This window comes from Jeongeupia wiesaeckerbachi (assembly GCF_050916355.1).
Lineage (GTDB): Bacteria > Pseudomonadota > Gammaproteobacteria > Burkholderiales > Chitinibacteraceae > Jeongeupia > Jeongeupia wiesaeckerbachi.
The window spans coordinates 2,990,022-3,006,503 of sequence record NZ_CP136946.1; the positions used below are offsets into that span (position 1 = coordinate 2,990,022).

Sequence of the window (16,482 nt, forward strand, 5' to 3'; positions counted from 1 at the left end):
ACCCAGATTGTGCTGCTGTCTTGTTTGTATAAACAAAAATTCACAACTGTTATGGTGTAACTGTATATTGGTATCTCATCGACGGTGAGGTGCACACCATGGCGACGCCAGTTTCTCCAGCTTCCAAGCGCAAGTTCGATACGCTGTACTTCCAGCTCGCGGAGGAAATGGCGCAGGCGATCGCGGCCGGCGTCTTGAAGACCGGTGAGCGTCTGCCCTCGATTCGACGTTTGTCTGCGCAGCGGCAAATCAGCCTGTCGACGGTCATGGAGGCGTATCGCGAGCTTGAAGCGCGTGGGCTGATCGAGGCCAGGCCGCAAAGCGGCTTCTATGTCAGGACGATGCATGCCGCGTTTTCGACGCCAGCGCTGACCCAGCCGCCGGCCGAGCCGCGCGAGGTCGTCACGGCGCCGATTCTCTGGCCGTATCAGGTCAACGAGAGCCAGTCGATCCGCGTCGATTTCGGCCTCGCGATCCTCTCGCCCGAACTCTACCCGACGCAGCAATTGCAGCGCCTGCTGGCGCAGACGACGCGCTACCAGCCGCGCACGCTAGCCGATTATGGCAAGCCGGCCGGGGACATGGAGCTGCGCCGTCATATCGCCCGTCGCTCGCTGGCGTGGGGCGGGCAGTTCGAGGCTGACGACGTGCTGATCACGCATGGCTGCCTTGAGGCCATCAACCTTTGCCTGCGGGCAGTGACCGAACCCGGCGACGTGGTCGCGATCGAATCGCCGGCCTACTTTGGCTTGTTGCAGATTCTCGAGAGCTTCAAGCTCAAGGCGCTGGAAATTCCGACACATCCGCAAACGGGGATCTCGATCGAAGCGCTGGAGCTGGCGACGCGCGATGGCCGGGTCAAGGCCTGTCTGCTGATCCCGAATTTCTCCAATCCGCTTGGCAGTGTCATGCCGGATGACAACAAGAAACGTCTGGTCGAAATGCTTTCCAGCCGGAATATTCCGCTGATCGAAGATGATCTGTACGGCGAATTTTTTCATCACGGCAGCCGCCCGAGACCGGCCAAGGCGTTTGATCGCGACGGCAACGTCATGCTGTGCTCGTCGTTCACCAAGGCGCTGGCGCCCGGAATGCGCGTGGGCTGGGTGGTAGCGGGTCGCTGGCGTCGTGAGCTGGAAAAGCTCAAGTTCATCAACACGTATTCAACGCCGCTGGCGCTGCAGCAGACGATAGCCCGCTTTCTCGAGAACGGCGGCTACGACCATCATCTGCGACGGTTGCGGCGTGCCGTTGCCGAGCAGGTCGACGGGGCGGTCTCGGCGATCCGGCGATACTTTCCGAAGGACACCCGACTCAATGTGCCGCAGGGCGGCTACGTGCTGTGGGTCGAGCTGCCCGAGTGCGTCGATACGCGCGAACTCTTGCGTCTGTCGTTGGCCGAAGGCATCAACTTTGCGCCGGGCGAGTTGTTTTCGCCCAGCCGCAGCTATCGCAACTGCTTGCGCATCTGCTGTGTTGAACCGTGGACGACGCGGCACGAACGGGCGATTCAGCGCCTGGGCGAGCTGTGTCAGGGGCTGATCCGGCCGGTGCCGGCTAGCGTGGCCTTGGTTCAGTAGCTGGCATCGACACTTTCGTCGCCGATGTGCATCACCACCATGCAACTGGTCGGCCCGTTGATCTGGACTTCATCGCAGAACGGCGAATACGACATCAGGCAGGGTTGATTGGTATGGGTTTCATCAACCCAGATGACATCGACGCGCTGGCCACAGACCGAGTCCAGCGCCATGCGCAGAATGCTGATGTTTTCGACCAGACCGGCGAATGCCGGGGCGCTGTACACCCAGAGGGCAAGGGTCAGCGTGGCGAGGAGGGTGGAGCGGACCATGGCGGGCCTCCTTGCAGTCCGCCGGCATGGCGTGCCGGCCTTCTGTTGACTGCCATGGTTCCACTCTAGATTCTTACAACGCGCGCTTCAGCGTACAGAGGCCGCCGAATATCGGTTGGACTGCTGTCGCCCGAAATGGCCGATGCCGCTTGATTAGCTGGGGGTCGAGGTGTAAATGCGCTGATCCGGCACTGGCTTCGATCAGCGCGATGCCGTGTCTGGGCGCCGTCCAGTGCTCGCCAGCTTGAAGAATGACGTCCTCGCCGTCGAAAGTCAGCCAGAGGCAGCCGCGAATGCATTGCAGCTGGCGACCCGGTTCGAGTGCGATCCGCAGCAGGCGGTCGGGGGTAAGCGTGAGGGATTGCATCGTCGTCTCCTTTCAAGACGTGTATGACGATGCTACGGCCGGGCTGTTTGGCGCAGTAGATGCAACTGTATCGACCGCCAGCGTTTCAGTGCCTCATTGTGTGCTGATTGTACTGCTCATGACGGTGGCAATCTGTGCTGTGCCGCGGTGCCACCGGGTTTATTCGTCGTCATCACCGGCGAGCTGCGGCTGATAGGCTTCGCCGCGCCGTAGCGCGCGCAACAGAAAACGCGCCGGGTCGATGGCACGCAGTAGCGCCGTTTCGACCGGTGCGGGTTCGCCGTTGAGCTGGCACGCCAGAATCTCGCCGATCAGTGCCGACCATGACAGCCCGCGCGCGCCCAGCGCGAGTGCACCGTAAAGCCCCGTCTGGCGTGGGATCTGCGCCAATTGGTGGCAGCGTGGGTAGCTATCGTGCCAAGGCTGTGCCAATTCGCCCACCAGCGGCAGCCGATCGGGCGAGGTTGGACGCTGGCAAACCCGGTTTCGCAGTACGGTATCGGCCGGCAGTGTCACCCTAGGCAGCAAGGCTGCGAGCGCGTTGCGGTTTTCCGCTTCGGCGGCGGCAAGGTCGCCGTTGAACGCCGCGGCGCCGATGATCCGTTCACCGTCCAGCGTGCCGGTCAGGTAGCCCGCGCCGGCAATGCCGGCCGCGTTCAGATCGATGGCTGAAGCCGGAAGGTGGCTGGCAACGCGCGCCACGCTCCAGAGCGGCAGATCGGCCGCCTGTGTCAGCGTCCGCGCCGCGCTGGCGTTGGCGAGGATCACGACCGGTGCCTCGCCGACGACGCGTTCGTCGGCGTCCAATGCTCGCCAGAGGCCGGCATCGGTATCAAGCCGCGTCACCGTGGTGTTGCCGCGAAAGCGCACCGCGTCGCCATGGCGCGCCAGCAGGGCACGGCAATAGCCCGGTGGATTGATCCATGCGCCGCGTTCGAACCACCAGCCGCCGCGAAGCGGCCGGTGTCCGAGGCGTTGTGCTGCTGCATCGGGCGATAGGAAGGCGAGGTCGGGCCAATCGCCGCTTTCGGTGATCAGTCGCTGCAGCGCCTCCTGCTGCGGATTGCGGGCAACTTGCAGGATGCCATCGACGCCGTGCGGCACGGCGAGGCCGGCGTCGTCGAGCTGGCGCAGCAAGGCCAGCGTCATCGCGTTACCGGCGCGGCTCAGCCTTGCGAGCAGATTGTCATCCTGCGAGACGTAGGCGTGCATCAGCCCGGCCAGATTGCCCGACGAGCCTGTTGCCGGTTCGGCCGCTGCGTCGACAAGGTCGATGTGCCAGCCACGCGCGGCGAGTCGTTCCGCGACCGCGCAGCCGGCCAGTCCGGCGCCGATGATCAGTGCGTGCTTGGCTGCGACGCGCGGAGCCGGTGTGCGCGGTGCGCGCGCCAGACCGCCGCGCAGCATCTGCCATTTGCTGCCATAGCCCTTGGCTTTTTCAACAGCGAAGCCGGTTTCGTTCAGCCCGCGCCGGACAGCGCCGGCGGCGGTGTAGGTTGCCAGCGTGGTGTCGGCATGACACAACCGCCACAACTGCTTGAAAACCGCCGGGGTCCATAGTTCGGGGTTTTTGGACGGCGAAAAGCCATCGAGGTAGATCGCGTCAGCGCGCGCGTCCAGTTGCGGCAGCACCTCAAGCACATCGCCGAACATCAGCGTCAGCGTCACGCGTCCGCCATCGAGCCAGAGCCGGTGAAAACCCGGGGTGAGCGCCGGCCATTGCCCCAGCAGTTCGGTTGCGAGCGCGGCGTATTGCGGGTAGCGCGCCAGCAGCGTGGCAAGGTCGTCGTGGTTGAACGGATGGCGCTCGACCGACACGAAATGCAGCTGCGCGCAGGCGTCGGGGTCGGCCCGCCAGGCTGCCCAAGTCACCAGAAAACTCAGCCCTTGGCCAAAGCCGGTTTCGACGATGGTGAAGACGTCGCGGCCACGCCAGCGCGCCGGCAGGTCGTTGCCGCGCAGGAAGACGTGTTCGGCCTGGCCGATGCCGCCATCGGGCGAATGGTAGGCGTCATCGAAGTCGGCCGAGTACGGAATGCCGTGTTCGTTGAACGCAAGTCGGGCTGGCGTGATGCGGGCAGGGTGAGCCAAGGGCGCTTTCCGGGCAAAAGCGTGATTTTACGTGCCGACGGCGGGGGTGTCGTGGCCAGAAAGAAAGCGGCGCACCAGCAGGCAGAAGCCGATGCCGACTGCGAAATTGGCGCAGGCAAACCAGACGTTGCCGCCACCGGCGTAACCCCAGCGAACGACTTCAATCCCGAAGGTGAACAGCAGCATGGTGATCATGCCCAGCGACGCCGCCACGGTGCCCTTGCTGACCTGACTCGAGAACAGCGTCAGCCGATACAGCGCGGCGTTGGCTAGGCCGGCGCCGAAAGCACAGAGGCTGACGCCGGCAACGAGCCAGGCCACGGCATTGGGGTCGATCAGCATGGCGATGGCAGCCAGCGTCAGCCCCGCCATGACCGGGGCGAGGCCGAGCTTGATCATTCGGGTGACAGGCACCCGGTCGGCCAATCTCGCCAGCGTCAGGTTCCCGGCGATCAGTGCTGCGAAGATCGGGATCTGCCATAGGCCATAAGCCAGCGGTGTCATCTGTGCGCGTTCCATCAGAATGACCGGCGCCTGGCCGATCCACGTCAGCAGCGGCAGGCTGGCGGCGCCGATGGCCAGCGCGCCACAGACGAAACGGCGGTTGCTGAATACCTTGCGGTAGTCGCTGGCGATGCTGCGGACATTGAACGGCGTGCCGCGCAGCTTGGCCGTCTCGGGCATGGTGCGCCACAGTCCGAATAGCGAGATCGTCGTGGTGACGGCAATCAAGACGAAAATTGCCCGCCACGGCGCGACTTCGATCAGCGCCGCGCCGGCAACCGGCCCGATCAGTGGCGCCAGCAGGGCGACATTGGCCATCAGCGCCATGACCTTGATGGCTGCGGTTTCCGAAAACGCTTCCTGGATCGAGGCATAGCCGATTGCGGTGACGAAACACAATCCCATGCCCTGAAAGAAGCGCAGCGCCATGAACTGGCCGATCGAGCTGGTCGGCAAGGTCAGCAGCAACAGCACGATGAAGGACGCGACGCCGAACAGCATCAGCGGCCGCCGGCCGACCCGGTCCGACAGCGGGCCGAGCAGCCATTGCAGTGCCGCGCCACCGGCCAGATAGGCCGCCAGTGCCGTGGGGACCAGCGACGATGGCGCGTTGAACTCACGGACTACCTGAAGCATGCCCGGCAGGATCATGTCGTTGGCGACATAGGTCGAGAACTCGAACAGCACCAGCGAGAGCGGAAATAACATCGTTCGCCAGGTGAGTTGAGAGATGGGCTGCGCGTTCATGGGTGTGCATCGGAGGGGCAACTCGGCAGTTTGAACGATGACGACGGGATGCGCGATGAACGATTACCACTTCGCTGGATCGGGCTGGCCGATTGGACAAGGCCGGACAAACTGTTTGGTGCTCAGCTCGCGGGCTGGGTTTCCCGCTTGGGCGCGGCACTGATCCGAAGCTTTCATGGCTGACGTTTGATCTATGTATTTCGCATATTGACGGCAATATTGATTCTTTATTGTTATATGAAGCGCGCGCTTATGCTTGTTTCGCATTTACAAACAAGGAGGAATGCAATGTCGTCAAGCTCGAATCAAACGCGCCGCAACCCCGTTTCGCAGGTCCTGGCGCTCGTCGCCGGTTTGACGCTGGCTGGTGTTGTCAGCGCCGCATCGGTATTGGCAACGCCCGAGCAGCAAGCGCTCGATGCCAAGGCGATCCAGATCAAGAAGAACAATCTGTTCCTGCTGCAACGGGGGCAACTGGCCGCGGCGTATTCGACCGCGCATGGCGCGCCGATCAGCAGCGAAGCGTCGGCGAGCCTCAATCACGCGATTGACGAGCTGGTGTTCAGCGCCATCCAGAAGGCGGTGAACAATGATCCGCTGTATCCGAAGGTCTACTGGCTGAATGCGCCGCCGCGCGACTGGTTCGGCCTCAAGGTGCCGGGCGGGCGTTACTCGTTCGACAACCCGGACAACGTCTACCGGACGATTCCGGTCAACGGTGATTCGCGCTATGTGATTCGCGGTCAGCGCCGCGGCACCGGGCCGACCGACGTGACTTTCTCGCTGATCAGCAACCCGAACTACCAGCAGAGCATTGCCGTACTGGACGGCAAGGATCTGGTCGTCGCCGCCGACGGCAGCTATACGATCACCATCGACAATCAGCCTGCCAATGGCAGGGTGAATCACATCCAGTCGACGTCCGACGCGAAGCAGCTGTTCGTGCGCAACAACCTCGGCGACTGGACGGCCGAAACCGCCGATACGCTGAGCGTGACCCGGCTCGATACGCCGTCGCGGCCGGCCCGTGGCGATGCCGACATCGTTGCCGACACGCGCACCAACCTGAACGAGTCGACGCTGGCCTACGCGATCGGCACGCTGGGGGTGAAAACCTACGTCAATCCGGTGAATACGCTGCCGCAGCCAAGCTCGTCGGCCACGCTGGGCACGCTGGTGACGCAGGCCAGCACCTTCGGCCACTTCCGCCTGGGCGACGACGAAGCGCTACTGGTGAAGGTCAACCTTGGTGGCGCCGGCTACTTCGTCCTGCCGGTGACCGATCCGTGGACGGTCAGCGTCGATCCGGATCGTCGTCAGGTCAGCCTGAACAATGTCCAGGCCGTGGCCGATGCCGACGGCAGCTATACCTTCGTGGTGTCGCCGCGTGATCCGGGCGTGTACAACTGGGTCGAAACCGCCGGCCTGCACGAAGGGACGCTGATGCCGCGTTGGCAGAAACTGCCGGCAACGACGCCGTCGAGCGGCGCCCCGTCGATTTCGACGAAGGTACTCAAGCTCGCCGATCTGCCGTACTACCTGCCAGCCGGGACGCGCACGGTGACAGCGGCGCAACGTCAGCAACAGTTGCAGGCGCGTGCCACCGGCTACGCGCAGCGCGTGACGACCGACTGATCGGACGGCGCCGCCCGGCGCAAGCCCGGGCGATAGAGCGGCGGCCTGCTGGCCGCCGCTCGCGCATTGCGGCATGCTCGCGGCTTTTGCAGCCCGAGTGACATGATGAAACAGATCGACACGGCCACGCTGGATGCGCTGTCATTGCAGGCGGCGCAATCGCCGCGCCGCCGCGCCAACCACAACCTGCATCCGGAACTGGCTGACCCGATCCAGCGGCTGGCCATAGCGATGGAGCCCGGAACCTATGTCCGCCCGCATCGGCACCCGCATACCTGGGAGTTGCTTTACCCGTTGCGCGGCCGTTTTGTCGTGCTGCATTTCGATGATGCGGGCACGGTGATCGATCGCGTGGTACTCGGCGAAGGCGCGGCTGTTGTGGAAACACCGGCTGGCGTCTGGCATGCGGTGCTGTCGCTCGATGCTGGCGGGGTGATCTTCGAGGTCAAACATGGGCCGTACACGGCCATTGCCGCCGAGGATTACACCGCATGGTCGCCGGCCGAAGGCGAACCGGCGGCGCAGACGCTGATGGCGCGTTATGCCTCGGCGCCGGTTGGCGAGCGGCTGGCCTGATGGTGGGGGCTGGCGTGCGCAATCAGGGCGAGGGTCAGTCGGCCGAGTAGCCAGGCATTGAGCAAATGCCACGCAAAGTGCGTACCAAGTGGCCATGAGGTGCACAGGGCATTGTCGATACTGCGCAGCGTCAGCGACACACCGAAAATGGCAACCCCCTGCCAGAGCGCCTGTGCCAGCGCCGGCGCATGCCGCCGGTGCGCCCACGCCAGCAGCACCAGACAAAGTCCTGTCGGCAGATAGAACACCGAGCCGTTGAGTGTCGTCGGTGGCAGCGACACGGCGACTCCCTGATTGACGAGCTGGAACACGATCCAGCCGGCCGCCACCGCCCGCCAGTGCCAATCCAGCCCGCGGCGCAACGCGGCGAGCAGGTAAACGTTGATGAACAACAGGATGGGCAGGACATCGAGCCACAGCGCCCAAGACGTTGCAAAGGCATGCCAGATGCCGCTGCCGATACCGATGATCGCGATCAGGGCAAGCAGTAGCAGCAGGTCGCCTCCCCGGCGCAGCCCGAGGCCGCTACGTCGCCATGCGCGCCAGACCAGCCAGGCGGCGAGAACGAAGGCCGCGTTGCTGAGCAGATTGGCAGGTTCGGCCAGCAGACCGCTGCCGACGCGTTCGCAATACTGATCCAGATAGCTCATTGAGCGCCCGCATGGTCATTCGATGACTCATCGTAGTGGAGCGATATTGCACGCGTGCTTGCGACCGAAGGCTAGCGAGGGGCGCTGCTTGCGGAGGCGGCCAGCTCGGCAAGCAGCTCGGTGGGTGCCGGGTGCGCCGCGCACAGCGTGCGTTTTTGCTGTGCGGACAACTGCTTGATCGCATGCTCGGCCCGGCTGGCGCTTGCGCGGTCGGCGTGCGCGATGACGGCCACAAGCTGTCTGGGCGGATTGGCGCGGGTGTAGCGCGCACCCTTGCCGGCCAGATGGGCGCGGTAGCGCGCCGCGACATCGTTGCTGATGCCGGTATAGAGGCTGCCGTTCGCGCATTCGATCAGATAGACGTACCAGGACATGGAATCCGCCCGCTGCCGGGCTGGTGTGCACAGGTCGCGATTGTACCCCCGGCCGGATCGGCGCCGCCTCTAGCGTATGGGCGGGAGACCTGTACTGGGTGCGTCCCGGCGTGAGGGTCGCTCGGGCCGGGGTGCCCGCCCGTCATCGGGATGCCGGGTTACCGACAGCGAAGGCGGGCAAGGCGGCTTACCGTGGAATTAGGCGGCCATCTGGCCGCTTATTTGCTGCGTCGACGCAAGGAGGCGCCATGAAATCCCGTGTGTTCATACTGATGGCCATTGTTGCCCTTACCGCACCGCTGCTGCAGGCTGGCGACGATGCGGTGTATTTCGGCCCCGGCCAGATCAAATGGCAGCCAGCGCCGCCGGATTTGCCCAAGGGCGCCAAGCTGGCCGTGTTGCAAGGTGATCCGGGTCAGCCTGGGCCGTTCACGATCCGCCTGAGCATGCCGGCGGGTTACACCATTCCACCGCACAAACACACTCATGCCGAATCGGTGACGGTGATTTCCGGCGTGGTCTACGTCGGGCTCGGCGAGACGTTCGACAAGGCCGGACTGCGCGAAATCAAGACCGGTGGTTTCCAGCATCTGGGCGCCCAGGTGCCGCACTTTGCGTGGACCAAGGGCAAGGCCGTGATTCAGGTACAGAGCGAGGGGCCATTCGACATCCACTTTTTCGATCCGCCCGCCAAGGCCGACATGCAATGACGCCGACAACCGGTTCGGTCCCAGGGCGGTTGTGATGAGTGGTACGGGCGAATTCAACGGTGCTGCAGGCGCAGGATTTTGCCGTCGTCTTCGTCCGTCAGCAGATAAATCCAGCCATCCGGGCCTTGGCGCACGTCGCGAATGCGGTGCTTCTCCTGTTGCAGCAAGCGTTCTTCGGCGACGACCCGATCCCCAGACAGTGTCAGCCGTACCAGCATCGCGTCCTTCAGGGCGCCGATGAACAGGCTGCCGCGCCAGTCCGGATGGCGGTTGCCGGTGTAGAAGGCCATGCCCGAAGGCGCAATCGACGGATCCCAGTAGTAGACGGGTTGCTGCATGCCGGGCTTGGCCGTGCCTTCACCGATCTTGAAACCGCTGTAGTCGCGGCCGTAGGTGATCACCGGCCAGCCATAGTTGGCCCCGGCTTGCGGAATGTTGATCTCGTCACCACCGCGTGCGCCGTGCTCGACGGTCCACAACCGACCATTGGCCGGGTTGAGTGCCGCGCCCTGCGGGTTGCGGTGACCGTAGCTCCAGATTTCCGGTAGCGCGCCTTGGCGGGTGATAAACGGGTTGTCGGCCGGCACGCTGCCGTCGGCATGGATGCGGACCACCTTGCCCAGATGCGTGCCGAGATCCTGCGCGCGATCACGCTGGTAGCGCTCGCCCAGCGTGATGAACAAGGTGCCGTCGCGGGCAAAAACGAGGCGCGAGCCGAAATGGGCGCCACCATCGACCTTGGCTTGCTGGCGGAAAATCACCTGCAGCGCGCCCAAGCTGGCCTTGCCGCCGGTCTCGACCAGTTTGGCGCGCGCGACCGCCGTGCCGGCCAGGCCATCGCGACCCGCTTCGGCATAACTCAGGTAAACAAGGCGGTTGTCGGCGAACTTCGGGTCGAGCGCAACATCCAGCAAGCCGCCCTGACCGGAGGCATAGACGCCGGGTACGCCGGCAACAGGCGCAGACAGCGCGCCGCCCGGCGTAACGATGCGCAGGCGGCCGGGGCGTTCGGTGACGAGCATTCGGCCATCGGGCAGGAAAGCCAGCCCCCATGGGTGGACCAGCCCCTGCGCGACGGTGGTCGTCATCCAGTTGTCGTTCGCGCTGACCGGTGTCGCGGCCCGGCTGGCACTGATTTGTACCCAGCCAGCCAGCAGCAATAAAAACAGTCTCGCGCTGTTCATTGCGAAGGCAGGGTGGCAAACAGCACCGGCGCGCCCGATCGTCCCCGACTGTTTTCTCTGCCGGGGTTCGATGGTCGCCGCTTGCGCTACCCGCCACGGCGCCTGAAACGCTTGCCACATGAGTCGTAAAACCCGGCTTGCGATGGCGCCGGGACGCGCTATGGCCTGTCTGATGTACATATCGGTGTACTCCCGCGGTGACGATCGAGCTGGTTTTACGGGGGCGATCAGGATGCCTGGGCACTGCCAGCGATTCGATTTCGATGCGCAAGGCCGCGGGGCGTTCCCGTCGTCGCGGCGATATTCGTGCCCGTATGGTGCTGCGGTAGCGTCGGTTGCCCACCCATCGTAGCGAATCCGGTTTAGCACGAGGCTGGTTCGCCCGCGCGACTAACGTTGAAACTGGCAACCGTCCACTTGCCAACACCCGTACCGCCGACAAAAAGGCGCGATCCAGCTGCATCGAGATGAACATCGCGACATACCATTTTGACCCCGCACCCAAGACCATCGCTGCGCCCGAGGCGGGGTGGCGAGGCTTGGGCTGCCGAAGACAGCCATCGTCATGACGATCGGTCGTGTTTTCACACTGACCGTGCTGGCGATGCTGGCATTCGCCGGCAACTCGATCCTGTGCCGACTGGCGTTGAAAACCACACAGATCGATGCAGCGAGCTTTACCGCGATACGCATCGTCTCCGGTGCGATTGCGCTGTGGGCAATTGCGCGTCTGCGCGGCAGTGTCGTCGGCGGTAGCTGGTGGTCGGCGCTCAGCCTGCTGGCTTATGCGGCGTTGTTCTCGTTTGCGTACCTGCATTTGAGCGCGGCAACCGGCGCCTTGCTGTTGTTTGCCGCGGTGCAGGCGACGATGGTCGGTGCCGGCCTGTGGCGGGGCGAGCGCATGAGCGCCATTCAGTGCCTCGGTTTTGTCGTCGCGCTGACCGGTCTCGTCGGGCTGCTCCTGCCGGGATTGTCGGCGCCGTCGCCGCTTGGCGCCGTACTGATGGCCGGTGCCGGCGTTGCATGGGGCGCGTATTCGCTACGCGGGCGCGGCGCAGCCGATCCGCTGGGCGAGACCGCCGGCAACTTCATCCGCGGCGCGCCTCTGTCGCTGCTTCTGCTGCCGTTTTCTCCGCTGGCGCCGCCACCCGCCGACGGCATGATCTATGCGGTGCTGTCGGGCGCGCTGACTTCAGGCTGCGGCTATGCGATCTGGTATGCCGCGCTGCGCGGATTGAGCACGACCGGCGCGGCCACGGTGCAGCTGAGCGTGCCGGTCATTGTCGCAGCGGCCGGCGTACTGCTGCTCGGCGAGCCGCTTTCCTTGCGCATGCTGCTGGCGGCTGCGGCCATTCTCGGCGGCATCGCGCTGGTGTTGCGCAGGCGCTGACCCTGTCGTTGCTTGGAGAGCGGCTAACCAAACCCAGTGAAACGGTGCTAGCAAGGCGCGCGAAACGCAGACAGTACAAGGCGTACGGCAAGTGAGCGCAACGAAGCCAGTAGGGTTTTGCGAGCCGCTCTTAGGCCGGCGTCGACAGCAGCTCGCGCAACACATAGGGCAGGATGCCGCCGTGCCGGTAGTAATCGACCTCGATCGGCGTGTCGATCCTGCTGCGCACGCTGATCTCGCGCGCCGTGCCGTCCGCGGCGGTGATGCGCAGCGTCAGGTTTTGCTGCGGCGTCAGTTCGGCGTCGACGCCGAGGACGTCAAAGGTCTCGTCGCCGCGCAGCTGCAGCGTCACCGCGCTGTCATCGCCGTTGAACTGCAGCGGTAGAACCCCCATGCCGACGAGGTTGCTGCGGTGGATGCGCTCGAAGCTGCGGGCGATCACCGCCCGGACGCCCAGCAGCTGCGTGCCCTTGGCCGCCCAGTCGCGGCTCGAACCGGTGCCGTACTCTTCGCCTGCGATGACCACGGTCGGCGTGCTGGCGGCCAGATACGCTTGTGCGGCATCGAAGACCGCCGTCTGCTGGCCCTCCAGCAGCGTCAGTCCCCCCTCGATCCGGCTACCGTCAGCTTTGGCCGGTAGCATCAGGTTCTTGATCCGCACATTGGCGAAAGTGCCGCGAATCATGATGTCGTGGTTGCCGCGCCGGCTGCCGTAACTGTTGAAATCGGTGCGCTGTACGCCCTTCGCTAGCAGATACTGGCCGGCTGGCGTGGTTTCGCTAAAAGCGCCAGCCGGACTGATGTGGTCGGTGGTGACCGAGTCGCCGAGGATCAGCAGCGCCCGGGCGCCGCTGATGCCATTGACCGGGGCCGGCGTTGACGTGAACTCGTCGAAAAACGGTGGCCGGGCGATATAGGTCGACGCCGGCCACGAATAGACCTGACCGGTAGGTGCCGGGATCGCATTCCACAGGTCCAGATCCTTGGTGAAGTCGGCGTAAAGCCGGCGAAACACCGCCGGATCGAGCGCCGTCGGCAAAAGCGCAGCCACCTCGGCGGCGCTCGGCCAGATGTCGCGCAGAAAGACAGGTTCGCCTTCAAGGCCGGTGCCGAGCGCTTCGGCGTCGAGGTCGATATTGACCCGGCCGGCCAGTGCGAACGCGACGACCAGCGGCGGGCTGGCCAGATAGTTGGCGCGGATGTTCGGGTGGATGCGCGCCTCGAAGTTGCGGTTGCCCGACAGCACCGCGGCGGCAATGACGTCGTGCTCGGTGATCGCTGCATTCAGCTCCGGTGTCAGATCCCCCGAGTTGCCGATGCAGGTGGTGCAGCCGTAGCCGGCCAGCGCGAAGCCGAGCTGGGCCAGCGGCTCGAGCAGGCCGGTTTTGTCCAGGTATTCGGTCACGACGCGCGATCCTGGCGCCAGGCTGGTCTTGATGTGTGGCTTGACGCGCAAGCCATGGGCGACGGCCTTGCGCGCCAGCAGCCCGGCCGCGAGCAGCACGCCCGGGTTCGAGGTATTGGTGCAACTGGTGATCGCGGCGATCAGCACGTCGCCGTGGCCGAGGTCGATGCCGGCGTCGTGCCGCGCTTCGACATGGTTTGGCGACGGGTGATTGTCGGTCATTTCAACGACGTTGCGCGCGACGTTGCCGTGGTCGAACTGCGGATTGTCGAGCGTGCTGCAACTGCTCGTCGGCCCGACCGGCACGCGGACGCCAAGCTCGGTCGCCGGCCTGCCGAAGCCGCTCTCGGCTGCCGGCTTGGAAAACAGCGTTTCAAACGTGTCGCGCATCGCCGGCAGCGCGATCCGGTCCTGCGGCCGTTTCGGGCCGGCGAGGCTGGCGGTGATGCTGGCCAGATCCAGTGACAGCGTGCGCGTGTAGTCGATGTCGCCAGCCCTGGGGATGCCGAACAGTTGCTGTGCCTTGAAATAGGCTTCGAATGCTTCGATTTCGTGATCGAGCCGGCCCGTGCCGCGCAGATAGGAGAGGGTCTGCTCGTCCACCGGGAAAAAACCCATCGTTGCGCCGTACTCGGGCGCCATATTGGCGATCGTCGCCCGATCGGGCACCGACAGGCTGGTGGTGCCCTCGCCGAAGAATTCGACGAACTTGCCGACCACTTTTTCGCGCCGCAGCAGTTCGGTCACCGTCAGTACAAGGTCGGTCGCGGTGACGCCGTCGCGCAATGCGCCGCTGAGTTCGACGCCGATCACGTCCGGCGTCAGGAAGTACACCGGCTGGCCGAGCATGCCGGCCTCGGCCTCGATGCCGCCGACCCCCCAGCCGACAACGCCGACGGCGTTGATCATCGTCGTGTGGCTGTCGGTGCCGACCAGCGTATCGGGGAAGGCGATGCCATCGCGGATCTGCACGCCGCGGAACAGGTATTCGAGGTTGACCTGATGGACGATGCCGATGCCGGGCGGCACGACCTTGAAGGTATCAAACGCCTGCATGCCCCACTTCATGAACTGGTAGCGCTCGCGGTTGCGGGCGAACTCGAATTCCATATTCCGCTGCAGCGCGTCGGGCCGGCCGAACACATCGACCTGGACCGAGTGATCGACAACGAGGTCGACCGGTACCAGTGGTTCGATCAGCGCCGGGTCTTTGCCGAGCTTTTCAACCGCGCTGCGCATCGCCGCCAGATCGGCCAGCAGTGGCACGCCGGTGAAATCCTGCAGTACCACGCGGGCGACGATGAACGGGATTTCGTCGACACGCTCGCTATTCGGCTGCCAATTGGCGAGCTGGCGCACGTGCGCTTCGGTGATTTTCTTGCCGTCGCAGTTGCGCAGCACCGATTCCAGCACCAGACGAATCGACACCGGCAAACGCGACACCGGGCCGATGCCGGCGGCTTCGAGTGCCGGCAAGCTGTAGTAGTGCAGCGTTTCGCCGCTGGACAGGGTAAATGACTTCAGCGTGTTCGGCATCGCGAGGGCTCCGTCTACGGCGTCGATAAGCAGTCCGACCGCGCGCCGGCCCGGCCGTTCACGCGGTTGCACTCATCTTTGCAGATCGGGGCGCAGGGGCAAGGCCTGGCTGTACCGCCGGGCGGGGCCTGATTCAGTAGCGCGGTGGTCCCGGAGGCAGATAAGGCAGCGCTGCCTGAAGTGCAGGAATGCTCAGTGCGACCCATGCCGCAGCGAGGGCGGCCAGCCAAAGCCATTTGCGCCTTGGCGTGAACAGCCAGCCCAGCCAGCCAAGTGCACTGACCAGCAGAGGCAGGAACTGCAGCAGGATTGAGAGTTCGTGGAAATAGCGTGGCGGACTCGGGTTCATGTGGCCGACGGCAAGCACGAAAAATGCGAACCCGTAAAAGCCGTAACCAAACACCAGTCCGGCGATCACGAAGCCCGCTCGGGGCCATGTCCGGGACGTCATTGACGTCCGCTGCCGCTTGAGGCGTTGCCTTTCAGGCCCTCGGCCGAGCGTTCGAGCCATTGGCAGAAGGCTGCAATCATCGGATCGTTCATCGCCGTGCGCGGCGCGATCCAGCAGTAGCCGCGTACCGGTGCGATCGGTGCCGGCAGCGGTGCGATCAGCGTGCCGTTTTCGAGTTCGGACTGCATCATCGGCAGGGGACCGAGCGTAACGCCCAACCCGTCCGTCGCGGCCTGCAGCGCCAGATAGAAGTGGTCGAACTGCTGCGTGGCGGCGGGCTTGAGGTCGGGCACGCCGGCCAGCGTGAACCAGCGTTGCCAGGCGGTCGGACGGGTGTCTGCGTACAACAGCGTGTGGGCCGCAAGATCGGCCGGGGTGTTGATCGGATGGCGTTCAAGCAGCGCCGGGCTGCACAGCGGCAGCTCCCACTCGTCGAGAAAAGGCTTGCTGACGTAGCCGGGCCAGTCGCCGGGGCCGCGGCGGATGGCGACGTCGAATGGTGCATCGAGCCGGCTGATGTCGCGGTCCGACGTCATCAGCCGCAATTCGACATCGGGATGCTCGCGCTGGAATTGCGCCAGATGCGGCAGCAGCCAGTACATCGCCAGCGTTGGTGTCGAATTGATCACCAAACGGCGCTGGCGGTTCGGCTGCATCAGCTGTTGCGTGGCGTTGGCGATGATGTCGAAGCCGTCCTGCACCTGCACCAGATAGCGCCAGCCGGCGTCGGTCAGCTTGACCCGACCGCCGGCACGTTCGAACAGCTGCACCGACAGCCATTCTTCCAGCTGCTTGATCTGCTTGCTCACAGCACCGTGCGTCACAAACAACTCGTTCGCCGCGGCGGAAAAGCTTTCCAGCCGGGCGGCAGCCTCGAAAATGCGCAGGGCGTTCAGCGGGGGGAGGGTCTGGCTCATGGTGTGAGTATATCTCACAGTCCATGTGGCGATTACTCGTTTGTGTCGCCCGCGCCGTCGCGTTACTCTCGCATCCAAATCCCCGATCCGCGT

The 16,482-nt window shown here is 64.6% G+C and carries 15 protein-coding genes; 5 read left to right on the forward strand and 10 right to left on the reverse strand.

Translation table 11 applies throughout. The annotated features are described in order from the left end of the window. The first annotated feature begins 98 nt into the window (after positions 1 to 98). A complete protein-coding gene (locus R0382_RS14595) occupies positions 99 to 1,580 on the forward strand; it encodes a PLP-dependent aminotransferase family protein (protein WP_432720506.1) in 1,482 nt (493 codons plus the stop codon). Here the strand turns inward: R0382_RS14595 and R0382_RS14600 are convergent. The 4 genes from R0382_RS14600 to R0382_RS14615 all read right to left on the reverse strand — a co-directional run bounded on the left by R0382_RS14600 (position 1,574) and on the right by R0382_RS14615 (position 5,561). Then, complete coding sequence (locus R0382_RS14600; RefSeq protein ID WP_432720507.1) at positions 1,574 to 1,852, reverse strand: hypothetical protein; 279 nt, start codon at positions 1,850 to 1,852, stop codon at positions 1,574 to 1,576. The two genes, R0382_RS14595 and R0382_RS14600, sit on opposite strands and share 7 nt — an antisense overlap. Positions 1,853 to 1,925: 73 nt before the next feature. Next, positions 1,926 to 2,219, reverse strand: a complete 294-nt coding sequence (locus tag R0382_RS14605) for a DUF2917 domain-containing protein (RefSeq protein ID WP_432720509.1) — start codon at positions 2,217 to 2,219, stop codon at positions 1,926 to 1,928. A gap of 159 nt (positions 2,220 to 2,378) precedes the next feature. Then, positions 2,379 to 4,310, reverse strand: a complete 1,932-nt coding sequence (mnmC, locus tag R0382_RS14610; RefSeq protein WP_432720511.1) for a bifunctional tRNA (5-methylaminomethyl-2-thiouridine)(34)-methyltransferase MnmD/FAD-dependent 5-carboxymethylaminomethyl-2-thiouridine(34) oxidoreductase MnmC — start codon at positions 4,308 to 4,310, stop codon at positions 2,379 to 2,381. 27 nt (positions 4,311 to 4,337) lie between these two features. After that, positions 4,338 to 5,561, reverse strand: coding sequence for an MFS transporter (locus R0382_RS14615; RefSeq protein WP_432720513.1), 1,224 nt, complete (start codon positions 5,559 to 5,561; stop codon positions 4,338 to 4,340). 288 nt (positions 5,562 to 5,849) lie between these two features. On the opposite strand from R0382_RS14615, the gene R0382_RS14620 reads away from it, so the two are divergent. Together R0382_RS14620 and R0382_RS14625 are read left to right on the forward strand one after the other, a co-directional pair. Beyond that, on the forward strand, positions 5,850 to 7,196 hold the full coding sequence (locus tag R0382_RS14620; RefSeq protein WP_432720515.1) for a hypothetical protein: 1,347 nt from the start codon (positions 5,850 to 5,852) through the stop codon (positions 7,194 to 7,196). Positions 7,197 to 7,301: 105 nt separating this feature from the next. After that, positions 7,302 to 7,772 carry a WbuC family cupin fold metalloprotein gene (locus tag R0382_RS14625; protein ID WP_432720516.1) on the forward strand — a complete coding sequence of 157 codons (471 nt, stop codon included), beginning with the start codon at positions 7,302 to 7,304 and terminating at the stop codon, positions 7,770 to 7,772. On the opposite strand, the gene R0382_RS14630 is transcribed toward R0382_RS14625, so the two are convergent. Together R0382_RS14630 and R0382_RS14635 are read right to left on the reverse strand one after the other, a co-directional pair. Continuing rightward, positions 7,736 to 8,422 carry a ceramidase domain-containing protein gene (locus R0382_RS14630; RefSeq protein ID WP_432720518.1) on the reverse strand — a complete coding sequence of 229 codons (687 nt, stop codon included), beginning with the start codon at positions 8,420 to 8,422 and terminating at the stop codon, positions 7,736 to 7,738. The genes R0382_RS14625 and R0382_RS14630 overlap by 37 nt on opposite strands. A gap of 71 nt (positions 8,423 to 8,493) precedes the next feature. Beyond that, complete coding sequence (locus tag R0382_RS14635) at positions 8,494 to 8,796, reverse strand: GIY-YIG nuclease family protein (RefSeq protein ID WP_432720520.1); 303 nt, start codon at positions 8,794 to 8,796, stop codon at positions 8,494 to 8,496. A 248-nt stretch (positions 8,797 to 9,044) separates the two neighbouring features. Here R0382_RS14635 and R0382_RS14640 point away from each other — a divergent pair, with 248 nt between their 5' ends. Then, positions 9,045 to 9,506 carry a cupin domain-containing protein gene (locus R0382_RS14640; RefSeq protein WP_432720521.1) on the forward strand — a complete coding sequence of 154 codons (462 nt, stop codon included), beginning with the start codon at positions 9,045 to 9,047 and terminating at the stop codon, positions 9,504 to 9,506. A gap of 53 nt (positions 9,507 to 9,559) precedes the next feature. Here R0382_RS14640 and R0382_RS14645 read toward each other — a convergent pair whose 3' ends face one another. After that, a complete protein-coding gene (locus R0382_RS14645) occupies positions 9,560 to 10,690 on the reverse strand; it encodes a PQQ-dependent sugar dehydrogenase (RefSeq protein WP_432720523.1) in 1,131 nt (376 codons plus the stop codon). Positions 10,691 to 11,255: 565 nt separating this feature from the next. On the opposite strand from R0382_RS14645, the gene R0382_RS14650 reads away from it, so the two are divergent. Next, positions 11,256 to 12,080, forward strand: a complete 825-nt coding sequence (locus tag R0382_RS14650; RefSeq protein WP_432720525.1) for an EamA family transporter — start codon at positions 11,256 to 11,258, stop codon at positions 12,078 to 12,080. A 130-nt stretch (positions 12,081 to 12,210) separates the two neighbouring features. Here the strand turns inward: R0382_RS14650 and acnA are convergent, their stop codons facing one another. The 3 genes from acnA to R0382_RS14665 all read right to left on the reverse strand — a co-directional run bounded on the left by acnA (position 12,211) and on the right by R0382_RS14665 (position 16,389). After that, positions 12,211 to 15,021, reverse strand: coding sequence for an aconitate hydratase AcnA (gene acnA / locus R0382_RS14655; protein WP_432720527.1), 2,811 nt, complete (start codon positions 15,019 to 15,021; stop codon positions 12,211 to 12,213). Between the two features lie 133 nt (positions 15,022 to 15,154). After that, positions 15,155 to 15,439 carry a hypothetical protein gene (locus tag R0382_RS14660; RefSeq protein WP_432720529.1) on the reverse strand — a complete coding sequence of 95 codons (285 nt, stop codon included), beginning with the start codon at positions 15,437 to 15,439 and terminating at the stop codon, positions 15,155 to 15,157. Positions 15,440 to 15,468: 29 nt separating this feature from the next. Next, complete coding sequence (locus R0382_RS14665; RefSeq protein WP_432720530.1) at positions 15,469 to 16,389, reverse strand: transcriptional regulator GcvA; 921 nt, start codon at positions 16,387 to 16,389, stop codon at positions 15,469 to 15,471. Positions 16,390 to 16,482: the final 93 nt, after the last annotated feature.